Genomic DNA, 14450 nt, shown 5'->3' on the forward strand with positions numbered 1-14450 from the left:
CCGGCTGGTTCCTGCCGGGTAAGGGGAAAGGGCGCCATTCTCCTGCTGCACGGCATACGCGGCGACCGGCGCCAGATGCTGGGACGGGCGCGATTCCTGAACGCGGCGGGCTATGGGGTCTTGCTGGTCGACCTGCCCGGGCACGGCGAGAGTGCCGCGCCTGTCATCACCTTCGGCCTGCGCGAAGCCGATGGCGTACGCGCTGCGCTGGCTTACCTGGAGCGTGAAGCGCCGGCGCAGCCGCTCGGGGTCATCGGCGTCTCGCTCGGGGCCGCGTCCTTCATGCTGTGCCGCGACTGCTTGGCGGTCGATGCCGTCGTGCTGGAATCGATGTACCCGACGATTCACGAAGCGGTCGAGGATCGCCTGCGTATGCGCGTCGGGCCGCTGGCGGTGCCGCTGTCGACGCTGTTGCTGGCGCAGCTGCCCTTGCGGCTGGATATTCTGCCGGCCCAGCTGCGCCCCATCGATGCCATGGCCGGTTTGACGGCGCCCGTGCTGGTGGCGGCAGGCGACCAGGACCGCCATACGACGATCGCGGAAACCCGCCGCATCGTGGCAGCCGCGCCGGCGCCGCGGGAAAGCTGGGAAGTGCCGGGAGCGGCACACGTCGATCTGTACGGCTATGCCCGGCAGGAGTATGAGGCGCGCATCGGCGGCTTCCTGGCGCGCGCGTTTGCACAGCGCCATGCGCGTGCGGGCGGATTGACAACAGCGGTAGGGGAGTGATGAAAGCCGCACCATCGGCTGGGTTCGGAAGAACCGGCGGTGGTGCGGCTGCCTGCGCACGCCCCGGGGGGCGGCGCAGTGGGAAAGGTCAGGCAGGAACGGCGGGAGTGACTGGCGCAGCGGCAGGGGCAACAGCAGGAATCGCAACGCCCAGGGTAGCTGCGGCGCGGATATTGTCGCCGTCGCTACCAGCGAGGACATAGCCACGTTCCATGAGCTTGCGGGTGTAGTACTTGTTGTACATGAAAGCCCACACCAGGCCGATGAAGAGGGCGCCAACGCCCATCGTCAGGAAGGCGATGATCAGCGAGACCACGAAGCCACCGATGAAGGTGATGAAGTCGCCGCGGAACAGGGCGGGGAAGAAGCCGAAGAACAGGGTGGTCCAGGAAAAGCCATAGAAGCCATCCTTGACGATGCCCGATTCCTTGTGACGCATGCTGATACGTGTTGCCAAGATTTTCTCCCGAGTTGAACTGAGTGCTTATAGTTTTGTCCGGTCCGTGGCGCCATGCCCTGCTGTAGAGCGCTGTACCGTTCGTAGGACCGATCCTACGAGTATCTCAGTTTTTCCGTGAGGAAATCTATCGTATTGTAACGAAACACAATATTCGCGGGTGTTCACACTGCCCGGACGACGGTGTCTGGACGCGAAGCCGGCCGTCCCATGCACGACATGCCCCAGCCTGCATGCGGCTCATCGTTCCTTTTGCACCATATAGACGAAGTGCGACCGCAGCGGCGGTGCCAGGCTGGCCAGCGCTTCGGTGAGCAGGGTCCGGCATGGCGGCCAAGGCGCGGCCGAGCGGCGGCGCCAGCAGCAGCGTCTGGTATTGTTCGCGGTGGCCGGGCCAGTAGGCGCGCAACTCCTCGCGCCTGACCTTGCGCACGTGCGGGTTGCGCGGGTTGTTGTAGCGGAAGTCGAAGACCAGGCACCAGCCGCCGGGTTTTAGTACGCGCCACATGTCGGACGCCAGGCGCTGGCGCAGTTCAGGGTCGAGTACCGAGGACAGCACCGTTTGCGCGCTGACGAGGTCGGCGCTGGCGGCGGGCAGCGCGCTCAAGGGCCCACATACCCACTTCACCTCGGGCGCGGTGCGCGGGCGTGCCAGGTCGAGCCGGTCTTGCTGGAGTTCCGTGCCGGTGAGATGGGCGGGGGTAGCGCCCCAGTCGATCAGCTGGCGCAGGAAGCCGCCGGTGCCGCAGCCGACGTCGATCACGCGTACGCCGCCAAGGTCGGTACCGAGGGTAGTGGCGAGCATGTGCGACAGTACCCGGCTGCGCATGCCCTGCTGGCGCACGACGTCGGGCCGGTGCCAGGCATAGCGCGCCAGCGCCGCGCCACCATGCCAGCCACGGTAGACCTGGCCGATGCGTTCCTGTTCTGCCTGATGGTGAAGCTGAGGGTCGAGTTGAGCGTCCATGACCCCATCGTGGCCCAGCCAATCGCACTCCGGTTTGCGCCCGCTCAGCCCAACTCCCGATCCCGCGCAATTTGCTCATCAGCACTATATGCCTGAGGAAACTATGCGCCCCGGGGCCCGCGGCCGCGCGCCTTTGCGAATCACGATAAAATCGCATCCATTGCCATCAATGGACCCACCATGAAAATCGCCTTCCTCGCCGATCCGGTTTCCAGCTTCAAGATCTACAAGGACTCGACCTTCGCGATGATGCGCGAGGCCGCGCGCCGTGGTCACGAGGTTTATGCCTTCGAGCAGCGCGACATGGCGCTCGAGCAGGGTGTCGTGCGCGCCGAAGTCGCGCGCCTGCACCTGACCGGCGATCCGGTCGACTGGTACCGCGCCGACCCGGCTGTTGATGCGCGCCTGGCCGAGTTCGACGCCATCATCGAGCGCAAGGATCCGCCCTTCGACATGGAATATGTCTACGGCACTTATTTGCTGGAACTGGCGGAAAAACAGGGCGCGCGCGTGTTCAACAGGCCGTCGGCAATTCGCGACCACAACGAGAAGCTGGCGATCGGCCAGTTCAGCGAGTATACCTCGCCGACCCTGGTCACCTCCTCGGAAAAGCGCCTGCGCGCCTTCCATGCGGAACACGGCGACGTCATCTTCAAGCCGCTCGACGGCATGGGCGGCACCGGCATCTTCCGGGTAAAAGCCGACGCCATGAACCTGGGCGCGATCATCGAAACGCTCAGCGACAACGGTAAACGCACCATCATGGTGCAAAAATACATTCCCGAGATCGTCAAGGGCGACAAGCGCATCCTCGTCATCGGCGGCAAACCGGTGCCGTTCGCACTGGCGCGCATCCCGCAGGGGACCGAGGTGCGCGGCAACCTGGCGGCCGGCGGCATCGGCGTGGCCCAGCCGATCACCGAGCGCGACCGCGAGATCGCCGAGGCGCTGGGCCCCGTACTGGCCGAGCGCGGGCTGTTGCTGGTAGGATTAGACGTGATCGGCGATTTCCTGACCGAGGTGAATGTCACCAGTCCGACCTGCTTCCAGGAGATCACCGACCAAACCGGTTTCGACGTGGCCGCGATGTTCATCGACGCGGTCGAACAGCAGGCGACAAGAAAGTAAATCATGGTAGGCATCCTGCTCCTGACCCACGCACCGCTGGGCCAGGCATTCATCGCGGCGGTCGCGCACGTGTTTCGCGGACCGACCGAACGCTTCGAGGCCATCGACGTGGCGGCCGACCAGGACCTGGTCGACGTCAACTGCAAGGCCAGGGAAGCGATCGCACGGCTGGACGACGGCGACGGCGTCCTCGTCATTACCGATATCAAGGGCGGCACGCCCTCGAACTGCTGCAATTCGCTGGCCGATGCCGGGCACGTGGAGGTCATCGCCGGCATCAGCCTGCCGATGCTGCTGCGCGCAATCACCTATCGCCGCGACACGCTCGACGTGGTGGTGGAAATGGCGTTGGCCGGTGCCCAGAACGGCGCGGTGCGGGTCGATAACCGCATCCGGGTCGGCTCCTGATGTGGATGTGGACGGGCGCCTCGCGCAGGTAGCCCGTCTTTTGGTGTAGCGCCGTCCTGACGATGGAAAAGAAAACGAGAACATGATTCAGCAAGAACTTGAAATCATCAACAAGCTGGGCCTGCATGCGCGCGCATCGGCCAAATTCACCCAGCTCGCCGCCAGGTACAAGAGCGATGTCTGGCTCACCCGTAACGGGCGCCGCATCAACGCGAAATCGATCATGGGCGTGATGATGCTCGCCGCCGGCAAGGGCGCGAAGGTCACGCTCGAAGCCGACGGCGCCGACGAGCATGACGCGATCGTCGCGCTGGCCGCCCTCGTCAACGACAAGTTCGGCGAAGGCGAGTAATGCCCGAATCCGGATTCGCCCGCTCCCGGGGACCCTCGATGGCTTCGTTCACGCTGCACGGCATACCGGTGTCACGCGGGATCGCGATCGGCCGCGCGCACCTGCTCACGCCGGCCGCGCTCGACGTCAAGCACTATCTGGTTCCGGAAGAGCAGGTCGAAGCGGAAGTAAAACGCCTGCAGGACGCGATCGCCGAAGTGCACCGCAACCTGCAGGAGCTCTGGACCGATCTGCCCAAGGATGCCCCGACCGAACTGGGCGCCTTCATCGACGTCCACGCGCTGATCCTGTCCGACCCGATGATCTCGGAAGCGCCGCTCGACATCATCCGCTCGCGCCACTACAACGCCGAGTGGGCGCTGGTCACCCAGATCGACGAGCTCTCGAGCCAGTTCGACGAGATCGAGGACGAGTACCTGCGCGAGCGCAAGCACGACATCCAGCAGGTAGCCGAACGCGTGCTGAAAGTGTTGATGGGCACCGCGCTGTCGGTGCCGCCCGTGCTGGCCGGCGACGACGGCTACCAGCCGCAGATGATCGTCGTCGCCCACGACATCTCGCCGGCCGACATGCTGGCCTTCCGCGACCGCGGCGGCGATCCGCGCCCCTTCGTCGGCTTCGTCACCGACGTCGGCGGACAGAACTCGCACACGGCGATCGTCGCCCGTTCGCTCGACATCCCGGCGGCGGTCGGCATGAGCCAGGCCTCGCGCCTGATCGAGCAGGACGACTGGGTCATCGTCGACGGCGATGCCGGTGTCGTCATCTGCAGTCCGAGCCCGCTGGTGCTGGAGCAGTACCGCGCGCGCCAGGCGGCGCTGGGCAAGGCGCGCAAGCGTCTTCTCAAGCTGAAGAAAACGCCGGCCGTGACGAAAGACGGCACCGCGATCCGCCTGATGGCCAACATCGAGCTGCCCGACGATTGCCCGCATGCGCTCGACGCCGGCGCCGTCGGCATTGGCCTGTTCCGCTCCGAGTTCCTGTTCATGGCACGCGGCGCCGACGGCCTGAAAATTCCGAGCGAGGACGAGCAGTTCGAGCAGTACCGGCGCGCCGTGGTGGCCATGAAAGGCCGTCCGGTGACGATCCGCACGCTCGACGTCGGCGCCGACAAGCCGCTCGACCCGACCGAACACACGGCCCTCAATCCCGCGCTGGGCCTGCGCGCGATCCGCTATTGCCTGGCCGAGCCGCAGCTGTTCCTGACCCAGCTGCGCGCCATCCTGCGCGCTTCCTGCTTCGGCAAGGTGCGCATCCTGATCCCGATGCTGGCCCATGCCTACGAGATCGACCAGACCCTGAACATGATCGAGCAGGCCAAGTTCCAGCTGCGCGAACAGAACATCAAGTACGACCCGGCCATCGAGGTCGGCGCCATGATCGAGATCCCGGCCGCCGCGCTGGCGCTGCCGATGTTCGTGCGGCGCATGAATTTCCTCTCGATCGGCACGAATGACCTGATCCAGTACACGCTGGCGATCGACCGCGTCGATTACGAAGTGGCCCACCTGTACGACCCGCTGCACCCGGCCGTGCTGCAGCTGATCGGCATGACGATCGCCGCCGGCCAGAAGGCGGGCATCGACGTGGCGGTCTGCGGCGAAATGGCGGGCGACATCAAGCTGACGCGCTTATTGCTGGGAATGGGCCTGCGCGAATTCTCCATGCACCCGGCCCAGCTGCTGGCGGTGAAGCAGGAAATCCTGAACGCCGACCTCGGCCAGATCACGCCGCGAATGCGACGCATCATGCGCTCGATGGAGCCGGCCGAGATCATGGAAGCGGTCGAACAGCTCCAGCTCACGTAATACCCCAGCTTTACCTCAGTTTTACCCAAGCGGCCGTCAGTGCCGCGACACACACAGCAAAGAAAACCTCATGGGATCCATCGGAACCGTCACTCCGCAAGCGATGCATTTCGCCGAGCCGCTGCGCCTGCAAAGCGGCGCGCACATCGGCGACTACACGCTCATGTATGAAACCTACGGCACCCTCAACGCCGACAAGTCGAACGCGGTGCTGGTTTGCCACGCGCTCAACGCCTCGCACCACGTCGCCGGCACCTACGCGAACGAGCCGAAAAGCACGGGCTGGTGGGACAACATGGTCGGACCGGGCAAGCCGCTCGATACAAGCCGCTTCTTCGTCATCGGCGTCAACAACCTCGGTTCCTGTTTCGGCTCGACCGGCCCGATGCATACCAATCCCGCCACCGGCAAGCCCTATGGCGCCGCCTTTCCGCTGCTGACCGTGGAAGACTGGGTGGCGGCGCAGGCGCGCCTGGCCGACCGCCTCGGCATTGCGCAATTCGCCGCGGTGATGGGCGGTTCGCTCGGCGGCATGCAGGCCCTGTCGTGGAGCATCCTCTTCCCCGAGCGCCTGCGCCACTGCATCGTGATCGCCTCCACGCCGAAGCTCTCGGCCCAGAACATCGCTTTCAACGATGTCGCGCGCCAGGCCATCCTGACCGACCCGGACTACCGCGGCGGCGATTTCTACGAGCACGGCGTGGTGCCGAAGAACGGCCTGAAGGTGGCGCGCATGGTCGGCCACATCACGTATTTGTCGAACGACGACATGGCGGAAAAGTTCGGGCGCAAGCTGCGCAACGCGGCCGAGAGCCGGGACGCTGGCCGCTCCGACTACAAGTTCGACTTCGGCGTCGACTTCGAGATCGAGTCCTACCTGCGCTACCAGGGGGATAAATTCTCGGAATACTTCGACGCGAATACCTACCTCCTGATCACCAAGGCGCTGGACTATTTCGACCCCGCGCGCGAGCACGGTGGCGACCTCACCAAAGCCCTGGCGGCCACCCGTGCCCAGTTCCTGATCGCTTCCTTCACCACCGACTGGCGCTTCTCGCCCGAGCGCAGCCGCGAGATCGTCGAAGCCCTGATCTCGAATCGCCGCCGCGTCACCTATGCGGAAATCGACGCGCCGCACGGGCACGACGCTTTTCTCCTGGAAGACGCGCGCTACATGGGCGTGGTGCGGGCCTATTACGACCGCATCTGGGAAGAAGGCGAAGGAGCACAGGCATGAAATTCGAAGACTTGACCACCTTGCGCCCCGACCTGGCCTTCATCGCGCACTGGGTACGCGAAGGTTCGCACGTGCTCGACGTCGGCTGCGGCGACGGCGCCATGCTGCGCTACCTGGAAAAGGGCAAGGGCTGCAGCGGCTACGGCATCGAGATCGCCGACGACAAGGTACTGGAAAGCACGCGGCGCGGCATCGCCGTCATCCAGCACGACATGGAGCAGGGCCTGGACCTGTTCGGCGATAACTCCTTCGACACGGTGCTCTGCCTGTCCTCGCTGCAGATGATGCTGCACGTGGAGGCGCGCCTGCGCGACATCGTGCGCGTGGGCGCCGAGGCGATCGTCTCCTTCCCGAACTTCGCCTACTGGCCGCACCGCATGGCGCTGCTCAAGGGCCGCATGCCGGTCTCGCGCACGCTGCCTTACCAGTGGTACGACACGCCCAACGTGCGCTACGCAACGATCTACGACTTCAAGGAGCTGGCCGAGGAATGCGGGCTGGAGGTGCTGGAATACGTGGCGCTGGCCGAAGGCAAGCCGGTCAGCTTCCTGCCGAACCTGCGCGGGAGCCTGGCGGTGTTCAGGTTGAGGAAGAAGGCGCAGCGGGCTTGATCGTTGGCGGATCGTAGGGTGGGCACGGAGTGCCTCGCCGGCCGCGCCCACCCTGCGAGATACTTCCGCCCATATCGTGCGTACCCCATCCGCGCTTTTCTGCGACGATGTTGTTGACAAAAACAGCATACTGGTAACTATCATGAAAAAATTCAAACACTTAGCCGTTTGCATCGCGCTGCTGTCGACGCTCGGCGGCGCCCATGCCCAGAAGGGCGAACAGGTCGTCCAGGACGGCATCGCCGTCAAGCCGCTCTCGCGCGTGCGCGTGCTGGTGCCGGAAGAGCAGCTCAACGCCCAGGCTGCCCAGCAATACCAGGCGATGATGTCCGAAGCCCAGCAGAAGGGGGCCCTGGTGCCGGCCACCCATCCGGAAGTGCGGCGCCTGCGTGCGGTCGCCCAGCGCATCATCCCGTATGCACCGCGCTGGAACGCCTCGGCCAAGAACTGGAACTGGCAGGTGAACCTGTTCGACGTGCCGCAGGTGAATGCCTTCTGCATGCCGGGCGGCCGCATCGGCTTCTACACCGGCATCATCAACCAGCTGCGCCTGACCGACGACGAGATGGCCGCCGTGATGGGCCACGAGATCGCCCACGCGCTGCGCGAGCATGGCCGCGAGCGCGCGGCGAAATCCGGCATCACCTCGGTTGTCGCGCGCGGCGCCGGTGCCCTCGGTGCGGCCATCTTCGGGATCGACCCGAACATCACCAACGCGGTGACCGGCATGGTCGGGCAGGGCGTGGTCTTGAAATTCTCGCGCGACGAAGAGCGCGAAGCCGACCTGGTGGGCCTGGACATCGCCGCCCGCGCCGGCTTCGACCCGCGCGCGGGCGTGGCGCTGTGGCGCAAGATGGGCGCCCTGAACAAGTCGGCGCCGCCTGAATTCATGTCGACCCACCCGGGCGGCGAAACCCGCATCCGCGACATGGAAAAGCACATGAACGTGCTGCTGCCGCTGTATGCGCGCAGCAAGGGCACGAGCGTCAATCGCCTGCCGTCCTACCGCACCACGGCCCTCCAGCGCTGACCGATGGGACACCAGGCCGACGCCAATTCCCATGTTCCGCTGCCGGTGAAGAGCGGCGTCGCGCCCAGCTACCTGTGGCTGACCGAAACGCGCGCCGGCGGCATGCTGCGCTTTCTCAGCGAGCGCTTTCCCGACGTGGCGCCCGCGTCCTGGGCCGCGCGCCTGCAGCGCGGCGAAGTGGTCGATGCGGCAGGCAAGCCGCTGCAGGCGGACAGCCATGTGCGCCAGGGCATGCGCATCTGGTACTACCGCGAACTCGACGAAGCGGAAACGCCGATCCCGTTCAAGGAACGCATCCTGTTCCAGGACGCGCACCTGCTGGTCGTCGACAAGCCGCATTTTTTACCGATGATCCCGAGCGGACGTTTTCTCCACGAGACCCTGCTCGTGCGCCTGAAAGCCCAGCTCGAGCTGCCGCACCTGACGCCCATCCACCGGCTCGACCGCGAGACGGCGGGCGTGGTCATCTTCTCGCACAACCTCGATTCGCGCGGGAAGTACCAGTCGATGTTCCAGAAGCGGGTAGTGAAAAAAGTGTACGAGGCCCTGGCCGGGCCGATCGAGGGGAGGGAGTTCCCCTTCACCTACCGCAGCCGCATGCAGGACGCGGCGCAGTTTTTCGTCAGCGAAGAAGTGGTGGGCGAGCCGAATTCGGAAACGCTGATCGAGGTCATCGAGCGCCGCGGCGACGTGGTGCGCTACCGCCTGCACCCGCACACGGGGCGCAAGCACCAGCTGCGCCTGCATTTGTCGTCCCTGGGCGCGCCGATCCTGAACGACGCGTTTTACCCGGTGGCGCTGCCCTGCAAGGGCGACGATTTTTCGGCGCCGCTGCAGCTGCTGGCGCGCTCGATCAGTTTTGACGATCCCCTGACGGGGGAACCGCGCACGTTCAACAGCGAACGCACGCTCGATTGGCCGTGAATGGTGGGCACGGGGCGCCTCGCCGGCCGCGGCCACCCTACCAGTCGCTGTCGTGCCAGACCCGTAGGGTGGGCGCCCCGAGCCCACCATCCTCAGCGTCACAACCGGCCATGCATCAAGGGTGATAGTCGATGATCAGGGGCGCGTGATCCGAAAACCGCTCGTCCTTGTACACCGCCACCGCATGCGCCTTGGCCGCAATGCCGGGCGTCGCCACATGATAGTCGATCCGCCAGCCCACGTTCTTCGCCCACGATTGCCCGCGGTTGCTCCACCAGGTATAGTCCGCCGCATCCGGCGCCACGACACGGTGCACGTCCACCAGCCCCAACTCGTCGAACAGGCGCGTCATCCACGCGCGCTCTTCCGGCAGGAAGCCCGAGTTCTTCTGGTTGCTCTTCCAGTTCTTCAGGTCGATTTCCTTGTGGGCGATGTTCCAGTCGCCGCAAATGACGACTTCGCGGCCCTCGGCCTTCAATTCCTGCAGGTGCGGCAGGAAGACTTCCATGAAACGGAACTTGGCCAGCTGGCGCTCCGGCGAGGACGAGCCGGAGGGGCAGTAGACGGAAATGACGGTGAGGTTGCCGAAATCGCAGCGCGTGTAGCGGCCCTCGGCATCGAATTCCTGGCAGCCGAAGCCGATGCGCTTGTTGTCCGGGGCGACGCGGCTGTAGACGCCGGTGCCGGAATAACCCTTCTTTTCGGCATAGTGGAAATGGCCGTGGTAGCCGTGCGGACGCAGGAATTCCTCGGTCATGTCGGCTTCCTGGGCCTTCAGTTCCTGGACGCAGATGAAGTCGGCGTCGACGGACGCCAGCCAGTTGAAGAAACCTTTTTTGTGGGCCGAACGGATGCCGTTCAGGTTGGCGGAAATAATTCGTGGCATGGAAATGAGAAGAAGAGGGAACGGCGGCTGTGGGCACGGAATGGGTGCTGGATTAAAATACAGCCACTTTTTTAATCTGGGGTCACCGTGAACAATTTGCGCCAACAGTTTATCGCTTTTTCGGTCTCGACGGGAGTGCTCAAGTTCGGCGAGTTCACCACCAAGGCGGGCAGGCTCTCGCCGTATTTCTTCAACGCCGGCCTGTTCCACGACGGCGCGACCCTCGGCCAGCTGGCCCAGTTCTACGCCCAGACCCTGCTTGACTCGAACGTCGAGTTCGACATGCTGTTCGGCCCTGCCTACAAGGGCATCACGCTGGCCAGCGCCACCGCGGTCGCGCTGGCCGCCAAGGGCCGCAACACCTCCTACGCCTACAACCGCAAGGAAGCCAAGGACCACGGCGAAGGCGGCACCATCGTTGGCGCCACACTGCAGGGCAAGGTCGTGATCGTCGACGACGTGATCTCGGCTGGCACCTCGGTGCGCGAATCGGTGACCATGATCCGCGCCGCCGGTGCCGAGCCTGCCGCCGTGCTGATCGCGCTCGACCGCATGGAGCGTTCCGGCAAGGACGACGCGTTATCAAACGGGTCGGCGGTGCAGCAGGTGGCGGAGGAATTCGGCATACCCGTCATCTCGATCGCCAACCTGGAAGACCTGTTTACTTACCTGTCGGGCGAAGGGGCCGGGGCCGAACTGGGACAGCACAAGGACGCGGTGGCGGCGTATCGCAGCCGCTACGGCGTCTGAAGGTGAAGCGTCTGCAAGCGGGCCTCGCGTTGCTGTGCGCGGTCCTGGCCGGTGCGTCCCACGCGGCGGCGACGGACCTGCCGCGTGCCGATCCCTGTCCCGGCGCCACAGCCTGGGCCGCGGCCCACCCTGACGAATCGGACGAGGCCCAGGCTGCGCGCGACGCCACGCGCAAACTGGGCGACCCCGCGCTGCGTGCGGAACTGGACAAGCGCTTTGCCGTCGACCAGAAAGTGCGCAAGGCCTACCTTGCCGCCCGACTGGATCGCGACGCCCAGCGCATGGTCGTACTGGTCGACGACAACAACCTGGACTGGCTGAAGTATCTGGTGCGCACGAAAGGTTTTCCGACAGCTGCCCGGTGGGGGAGACGGGCGTGGATGCTGCATGGACCCTGCTGCAGCACGCCGACAGCAGCCCGGATTTCCGGGCGGCGCTGCTGCCGACGCTGGGCGAGCGCGCCGCCGCCGGCGAGCTGCGCGCCGCCAGGCTGGCGCAATTTACCGACCGCGTGCTGGTCGCCTATGGCCGGCCGCAACGCTACGGCACCCAGTTCTCGCCCGAGGGCTGGCGCGCCCCGCATTTCGGCCTGGACGACGCAGCGAGCCTGCGCGCGGTCGAGGAAAACCGGCGTGTACTCGGTGTCATGCCACTGGCGGACTATGTGTGCATGATGAGCGAGGCCAGGAAGCGCTGACGGCGCTGGCGCCTCATGCGAGCACGCCTCGCCCGCATACAGGGCCACTGGTCGGCGAGCGTCTTCCTGAACGCCTGCCGTGCCGTATAGCGCGCGCAGGCCATCGTCTCGCTGTGCGTGGGCGCCATGGTGCTCGCGGGTACCGCCGAAGACCTGGCACTGCGCCGTTCCCTGCGCGTGGCGGCGCGGCAGCAGGCGCTGGTGCTGCTCGACGGGTAGGCAGCAGGGCCGGTCCAGGTGAACAGGGCAGCGCCGTCGTGCTAGGTCAATGGTGCAGGGCGATCCTGCGCAACTGGCACATCGGTAAACGTCTTGTTGACGATTTTCCACTGTCCTTCCTGCCGGACGAAGCTCAGGTAGTCGATGTAATGGAAATCGAACATCGGGCAATGAACTTTCGCAAAAGCGATCTCGCCTGTAATCTCGATGTGGAGCGGCTTCATCGCGAATGCCTGCCCGAGCGAGGCGGGCGATGCGCGTCCTGCGACCACGGCGAGATAATCGTCCAGCGGCCGGAAATAAGCTTGTCCGCGCACTTCGGCAAACAGCTGCGCACGGGGATCGAAGACCGAGCGCAGGAGCCCGATGTCTCCGTGGTACACGCCGCGGCAATAGGCGTCGATGGCTGCAAGGACTTCGTCGTGCTGGTGCATGGCATTCCTCCTTCTGCAAAAAGCGCGCCGCTCAGGCGCAGGTTCGATAGTCGTCGGCACTGCTGCGGCGCTGCTCAGGAGCGCCTGACAAAACCGTTATGGCCGCGTTGCGGCTCCTGGCCGTACAGATGTACTGTCTTCGTCGCCGCGCCTTGCTCTGACGATTTTGTCAGGTGCTCCAGGGCTCGGTGGTCTCAGCGGGCGGTGGATGCATGCCGGGCGCATGAAGGCCGAAAAAAAACCGGAGCGAGCTCCGGTTTTTCATGCGTGCAGCTCGCTTCAGCCCGCCAGCTTCTTCTTCAGCAGCTCCGTCACCTGCGCCGGATTGGCCTTGCCTTTCGAGGCCTTCATGGCCTGGCCGATCAGCGCGTTGATCGCCGCTTCCTTGCCGGCGCGGTACTGCTCGACCGATTTCGCGTTCGCCGCCAGCACCTCGTCGACGATCGCTTCCAGGGCGCCCGTGTCCGAAATCTGCTTCAGCCCTTTTTGCTCGATGACGGTGTCGGCCAGGTTGTCGTCGAGCGATTTGGCTTCCCACATCGCCGCGAACACTTCCTTGCCGGCCTTGTTCGAGATCGTGCCGTCGGCGATGCGCTGGATGAGCAGGGCCAGCTGCGACGCCTGCACCGGCGCTTCACTGACGTCGACGCCTTCGCGGTTCAGGGTCGACGAGACGTCGCCCATCATCCAGTTCGCCACTGCTTTCGCGTTCGCTTTGCCGGCTTTCTCCACCACGGCTTCGTAGTAGGTCGCCATCGCCTGGGAAGAGGTCAGGATCAGGCTATCGTATTCCGGCAGGCCGTACTCGCCGGTGAAGCGTGCACGCATGGCGCCCGGCAGTTCCGGCATCGACGCACGCACGCGCTCGATCCAGTCTTCCGAGATCGTCAAGGGCGGCAAGTCCGGGTCGGGGAAGTAGCGATAGTCCTGCGCGTCCTCTTTCGAGCGCATGGCGCGGGTTTCCTTCTTGTCCGGGTCCCACAGGCGCGTGGCCTGCTGGACCTTGCCGCCGTCCTCGATCAGTTCGATCTGGCGGCGCACTTCGTAGTGGATCGCCTCTTCCATGAAGCGGAAGGAGTTCAGGTTCTTGATCTCGCAGCGGGTGCCGAATTCCTTCTGGCCCATCGGCCGCACCGAAACGTTGACGTCGCAGCGGAAGGAGCCTTCCTGCATGTTGCCGTCGCAGACGCCCAGCCACATCACCAGGCCGTGCAGGGCTTTTGCGTAGGCGACCGCTTCGGCGGCGCTGCGCATCTCCGGCTCCGAGACGATTTCCAGCAGCGGCGTGCCGGCGCGGTTCAGGTCGATGCCGGTCATGCCTGCATAGTCCTCGTGCAGCGATTTGCCGGCGTCTTCCTCGAGGTGGGCGCGGGTCAGGTTGACGGTTTTCGTCTCGAGTTTCCCATCCTTCTCGTAGCCGAAGGTGATCGTGCCGCCCTGGACCACGGGGTCTTCGAACTGGCTGATCTGGTAGCCCTTGGGCAGGTCGGGATAAAAGTAGTTCTTGCGCGCGAAGACGGAATGCGGGGCGATTTTCGCACCGACCGCCAGGCCGAAGCGGATCGCGCGCTCGACGGCGCCCTTGTTCATCACGGGCAGCACGCCCGGCAGGGCCAGGTCCACGGGACTGGCCTGCGTGTTCGGCGCGGCGCCGAACTGGATCGCGCTGCCGCTGAAGATTTTCGAATTGGTCGTGAGCTGGACGTGGTTCTCAAGACCGATGACGACTTCCCATTGCATGGTGTTCTCTCTTTGTATTCTTTGTGCAGGCGTTGGTTGAACGCGTAGGCGGGAAACCCGCCTACCCTGCGAC

At 65.0% G+C, this 14450-nt stretch carries 16 protein-coding genes; 11 read left to right on the top strand and 5 right to left on the bottom strand.

All coding sequences use genetic code 11. The features are described from left to right. Positions 1 to 75 precede the first annotated feature (75 nt). On the top strand, positions 76 to 729 hold the full coding sequence (locus tag G4G28_RS03930; RefSeq protein WP_183108064.1) for an alpha/beta hydrolase: 654 nt from the start codon (positions 76 to 78) through the stop codon (positions 727 to 729). Between the two features lie 88 nt (positions 730 to 817). Here G4G28_RS03930 and G4G28_RS03935 read toward each other — a convergent pair whose 3' ends face one another. Together G4G28_RS03935 and G4G28_RS03940 are read right to left on the bottom strand one after the other, a co-directional pair. Continuing rightward, entirely contained in the window at positions 818 to 1186 is a 369-nt protein-coding gene (locus G4G28_RS03935; RefSeq protein ID WP_182990922.1) for a hypothetical protein, read from the bottom strand. A 127-nt stretch (positions 1187 to 1313) separates the two neighbouring features. Beyond that, positions 1314 to 2153, bottom strand: coding sequence for a class I SAM-dependent methyltransferase (locus tag G4G28_RS03940; protein ID WP_229507884.1), 840 nt, complete (start codon positions 2151 to 2153; stop codon positions 1314 to 1316). A 180-nt stretch (positions 2154 to 2333) separates the two neighbouring features. On the opposite strand from G4G28_RS03940, the gene gshB reads away from it, so the two are divergent. The 8 genes from gshB to G4G28_RS03980 all read left to right on the top strand — a co-directional run bounded on the left by gshB (position 2334) and on the right by G4G28_RS03980 (position 9651). After that, on the top strand, positions 2334 to 3281 hold the full coding sequence (gshB, locus tag G4G28_RS03945) for a glutathione synthase (RefSeq protein WP_182990923.1): 948 nt from the start codon (positions 2334 to 2336) through the stop codon (positions 3279 to 3281). Positions 3282 to 3284: 3 nt separating this feature from the next. After that, on the top strand, positions 3285 to 3689 hold the full coding sequence (locus G4G28_RS03950; RefSeq protein ID WP_182990924.1) for a PTS sugar transporter subunit IIA: 405 nt from the start codon (positions 3285 to 3287) through the stop codon (positions 3687 to 3689). 82 nt (positions 3690 to 3771) lie between these two features. After that, a complete protein-coding gene (locus tag G4G28_RS03955) occupies positions 3772 to 4041 on the top strand; it encodes an HPr family phosphocarrier protein (RefSeq protein WP_182990925.1) in 270 nt (89 codons plus the stop codon). 38 nt (positions 4042 to 4079) lie between these two features. Next, complete coding sequence (gene ptsP / locus G4G28_RS03960) at positions 4080 to 5849, top strand: phosphoenolpyruvate--protein phosphotransferase (RefSeq protein WP_182991708.1); 1770 nt, start codon at positions 4080 to 4082, stop codon at positions 5847 to 5849. Positions 5850 to 5952: 103 nt separating this feature from the next. Beyond that, on the top strand, positions 5953 to 7086 hold the full coding sequence (locus G4G28_RS03965; RefSeq protein ID WP_229425575.1) for a homoserine O-acetyltransferase: 1134 nt from the start codon (positions 5953 to 5955) through the stop codon (positions 7084 to 7086). Beyond that, the gene (gene metW, locus G4G28_RS03970) at positions 7083 to 7697 is read left to right on the top strand and encodes a methionine biosynthesis protein MetW (RefSeq protein ID WP_182990927.1); all 615 of its coding nucleotides are present in this window, start codon (positions 7083 to 7085) and stop codon (positions 7695 to 7697) included. The genes G4G28_RS03965 and metW overlap by 4 nt, the downstream gene beginning before the upstream one ends. A gap of 142 nt (positions 7698 to 7839) precedes the next feature. Next, complete coding sequence (locus G4G28_RS03975; protein ID WP_182990928.1) at positions 7840 to 8727, top strand: M48 family metallopeptidase; 888 nt, start codon at positions 7840 to 7842, stop codon at positions 8725 to 8727. A gap of 3 nt (positions 8728 to 8730) precedes the next feature. After that, positions 8731 to 9651 (top strand): pseudouridine synthase, encoded by a 921-nt coding sequence (locus tag G4G28_RS03980; protein ID WP_182990929.1) that lies wholly within the window; start codon positions 8731 to 8733, stop codon positions 9649 to 9651. 115 nt (positions 9652 to 9766) lie between these two features. Here the strand turns inward: G4G28_RS03980 and G4G28_RS03985 are convergent, their stop codons facing one another. Further along, a complete protein-coding gene (locus G4G28_RS03985) occupies positions 9767 to 10537 on the bottom strand; it encodes an exodeoxyribonuclease III (RefSeq protein WP_182990930.1) in 771 nt (256 codons plus the stop codon). An 87-nt stretch (positions 10538 to 10624) separates the two neighbouring features. Between G4G28_RS03985 and pyrE the strand changes: the two genes are divergently transcribed. Together pyrE and G4G28_RS03995 are read left to right on the top strand one after the other, a co-directional pair. Next, on the top strand, positions 10625 to 11287 hold the full coding sequence (gene pyrE / locus G4G28_RS03990) for an orotate phosphoribosyltransferase (RefSeq protein ID WP_182990931.1): 663 nt from the start codon (positions 10625 to 10627) through the stop codon (positions 11285 to 11287). A gap of 376 nt (positions 11288 to 11663) precedes the next feature. Continuing rightward, complete coding sequence (locus G4G28_RS03995) at positions 11664 to 11984, top strand: DUF6624 domain-containing protein (RefSeq protein WP_183108065.1); 321 nt, start codon at positions 11664 to 11666, stop codon at positions 11982 to 11984. A 260-nt stretch (positions 11985 to 12244) separates the two neighbouring features. Here the strand turns inward: G4G28_RS03995 and G4G28_RS04000 are convergent, their stop codons facing one another. After that, positions 12245 to 12637, bottom strand: coding sequence for a nuclear transport factor 2 family protein (locus G4G28_RS04000; protein ID WP_182990933.1), 393 nt, complete (start codon positions 12635 to 12637; stop codon positions 12245 to 12247). A 279-nt stretch (positions 12638 to 12916) separates the two neighbouring features. Beyond that, positions 12917 to 14377: an Asp-tRNA(Asn)/Glu-tRNA(Gln) amidotransferase subunit GatB gene (gene gatB, locus G4G28_RS04005; RefSeq protein ID WP_183108066.1), complete on the bottom strand. Its 1461-nt coding sequence runs from the start codon at positions 14375 to 14377 to the stop codon at positions 12917 to 12919. Positions 14378 to 14450 lie beyond the last annotated feature (73 nt).

The organism is Massilia sp. Dwa41.01b (assembly GCF_014171775.1).
Taxonomy (GTDB): Bacteria; Pseudomonadota; Gammaproteobacteria; order Burkholderiales; family Burkholderiaceae_D; genus Telluria.

Excerpts from the sequence above, each read along its gene's own strand:
- G4G28_RS03940 (WP_229507884.1), bottom strand. The coding sequence starts at position 2,153 with ATGGACGCTCAACTCGACCCTCAGCTTCACCATCAGGCAGAACAGGAA.
- G4G28_RS03930 (WP_183108064.1), top strand. The coding sequence starts at position 76 with ATGCTGGGACGGGCGCGATTCCTGAACGCGGCGGGCTATGGGGTCTTG.
- ptsP (WP_182991708.1), top strand. The coding sequence starts at position 4,080 with ATGGCTTCGTTCACGCTGCACGGCATACCGGTGTCACGCGGGATCGCG.
- gatB (WP_183108066.1), bottom strand. The coding sequence starts at position 14,377 with ATGCAATGGGAAGTCGTCATCGGTCTTGAGAACCACGTCCAGCTCACG.
- G4G28_RS03975 (WP_182990928.1), top strand. The coding sequence starts at position 7,840 with ATGAAAAAATTCAAACACTTAGCCGTTTGCATCGCGCTGCTGTCGACG.
- metW (WP_182990927.1), top strand. The coding sequence starts at position 7,083 with ATGAAATTCGAAGACTTGACCACCTTGCGCCCCGACCTGGCCTTCATC.
- G4G28_RS03950 (WP_182990924.1), top strand. The coding sequence starts at position 3,285 with ATGGTAGGCATCCTGCTCCTGACCCACGCACCGCTGGGCCAGGCATTC.
- G4G28_RS03955 (WP_182990925.1), top strand. The coding sequence starts at position 3,772 with ATGATTCAGCAAGAACTTGAAATCATCAACAAGCTGGGCCTGCATGCG.
- gshB (WP_182990923.1), top strand. The coding sequence starts at position 2,334 with ATGAAAATCGCCTTCCTCGCCGATCCGGTTTCCAGCTTCAAGATCTAC.
- G4G28_RS03980 (WP_182990929.1), top strand. The coding sequence starts at position 8,731 with ATGGGACACCAGGCCGACGCCAATTCCCATGTTCCGCTGCCGGTGAAG.
- G4G28_RS04000 (WP_182990933.1), bottom strand. The coding sequence starts at position 12,637 with ATGCACCAGCACGACGAAGTCCTTGCAGCCATCGACGCCTATTGCCGC.
- G4G28_RS03985 (WP_182990930.1), bottom strand. The coding sequence starts at position 10,537 with ATGCCACGAATTATTTCCGCCAACCTGAACGGCATCCGTTCGGCCCAC.
- G4G28_RS03965 (WP_229425575.1), top strand. The coding sequence starts at position 5,953 with ATGCATTTCGCCGAGCCGCTGCGCCTGCAAAGCGGCGCGCACATCGGC.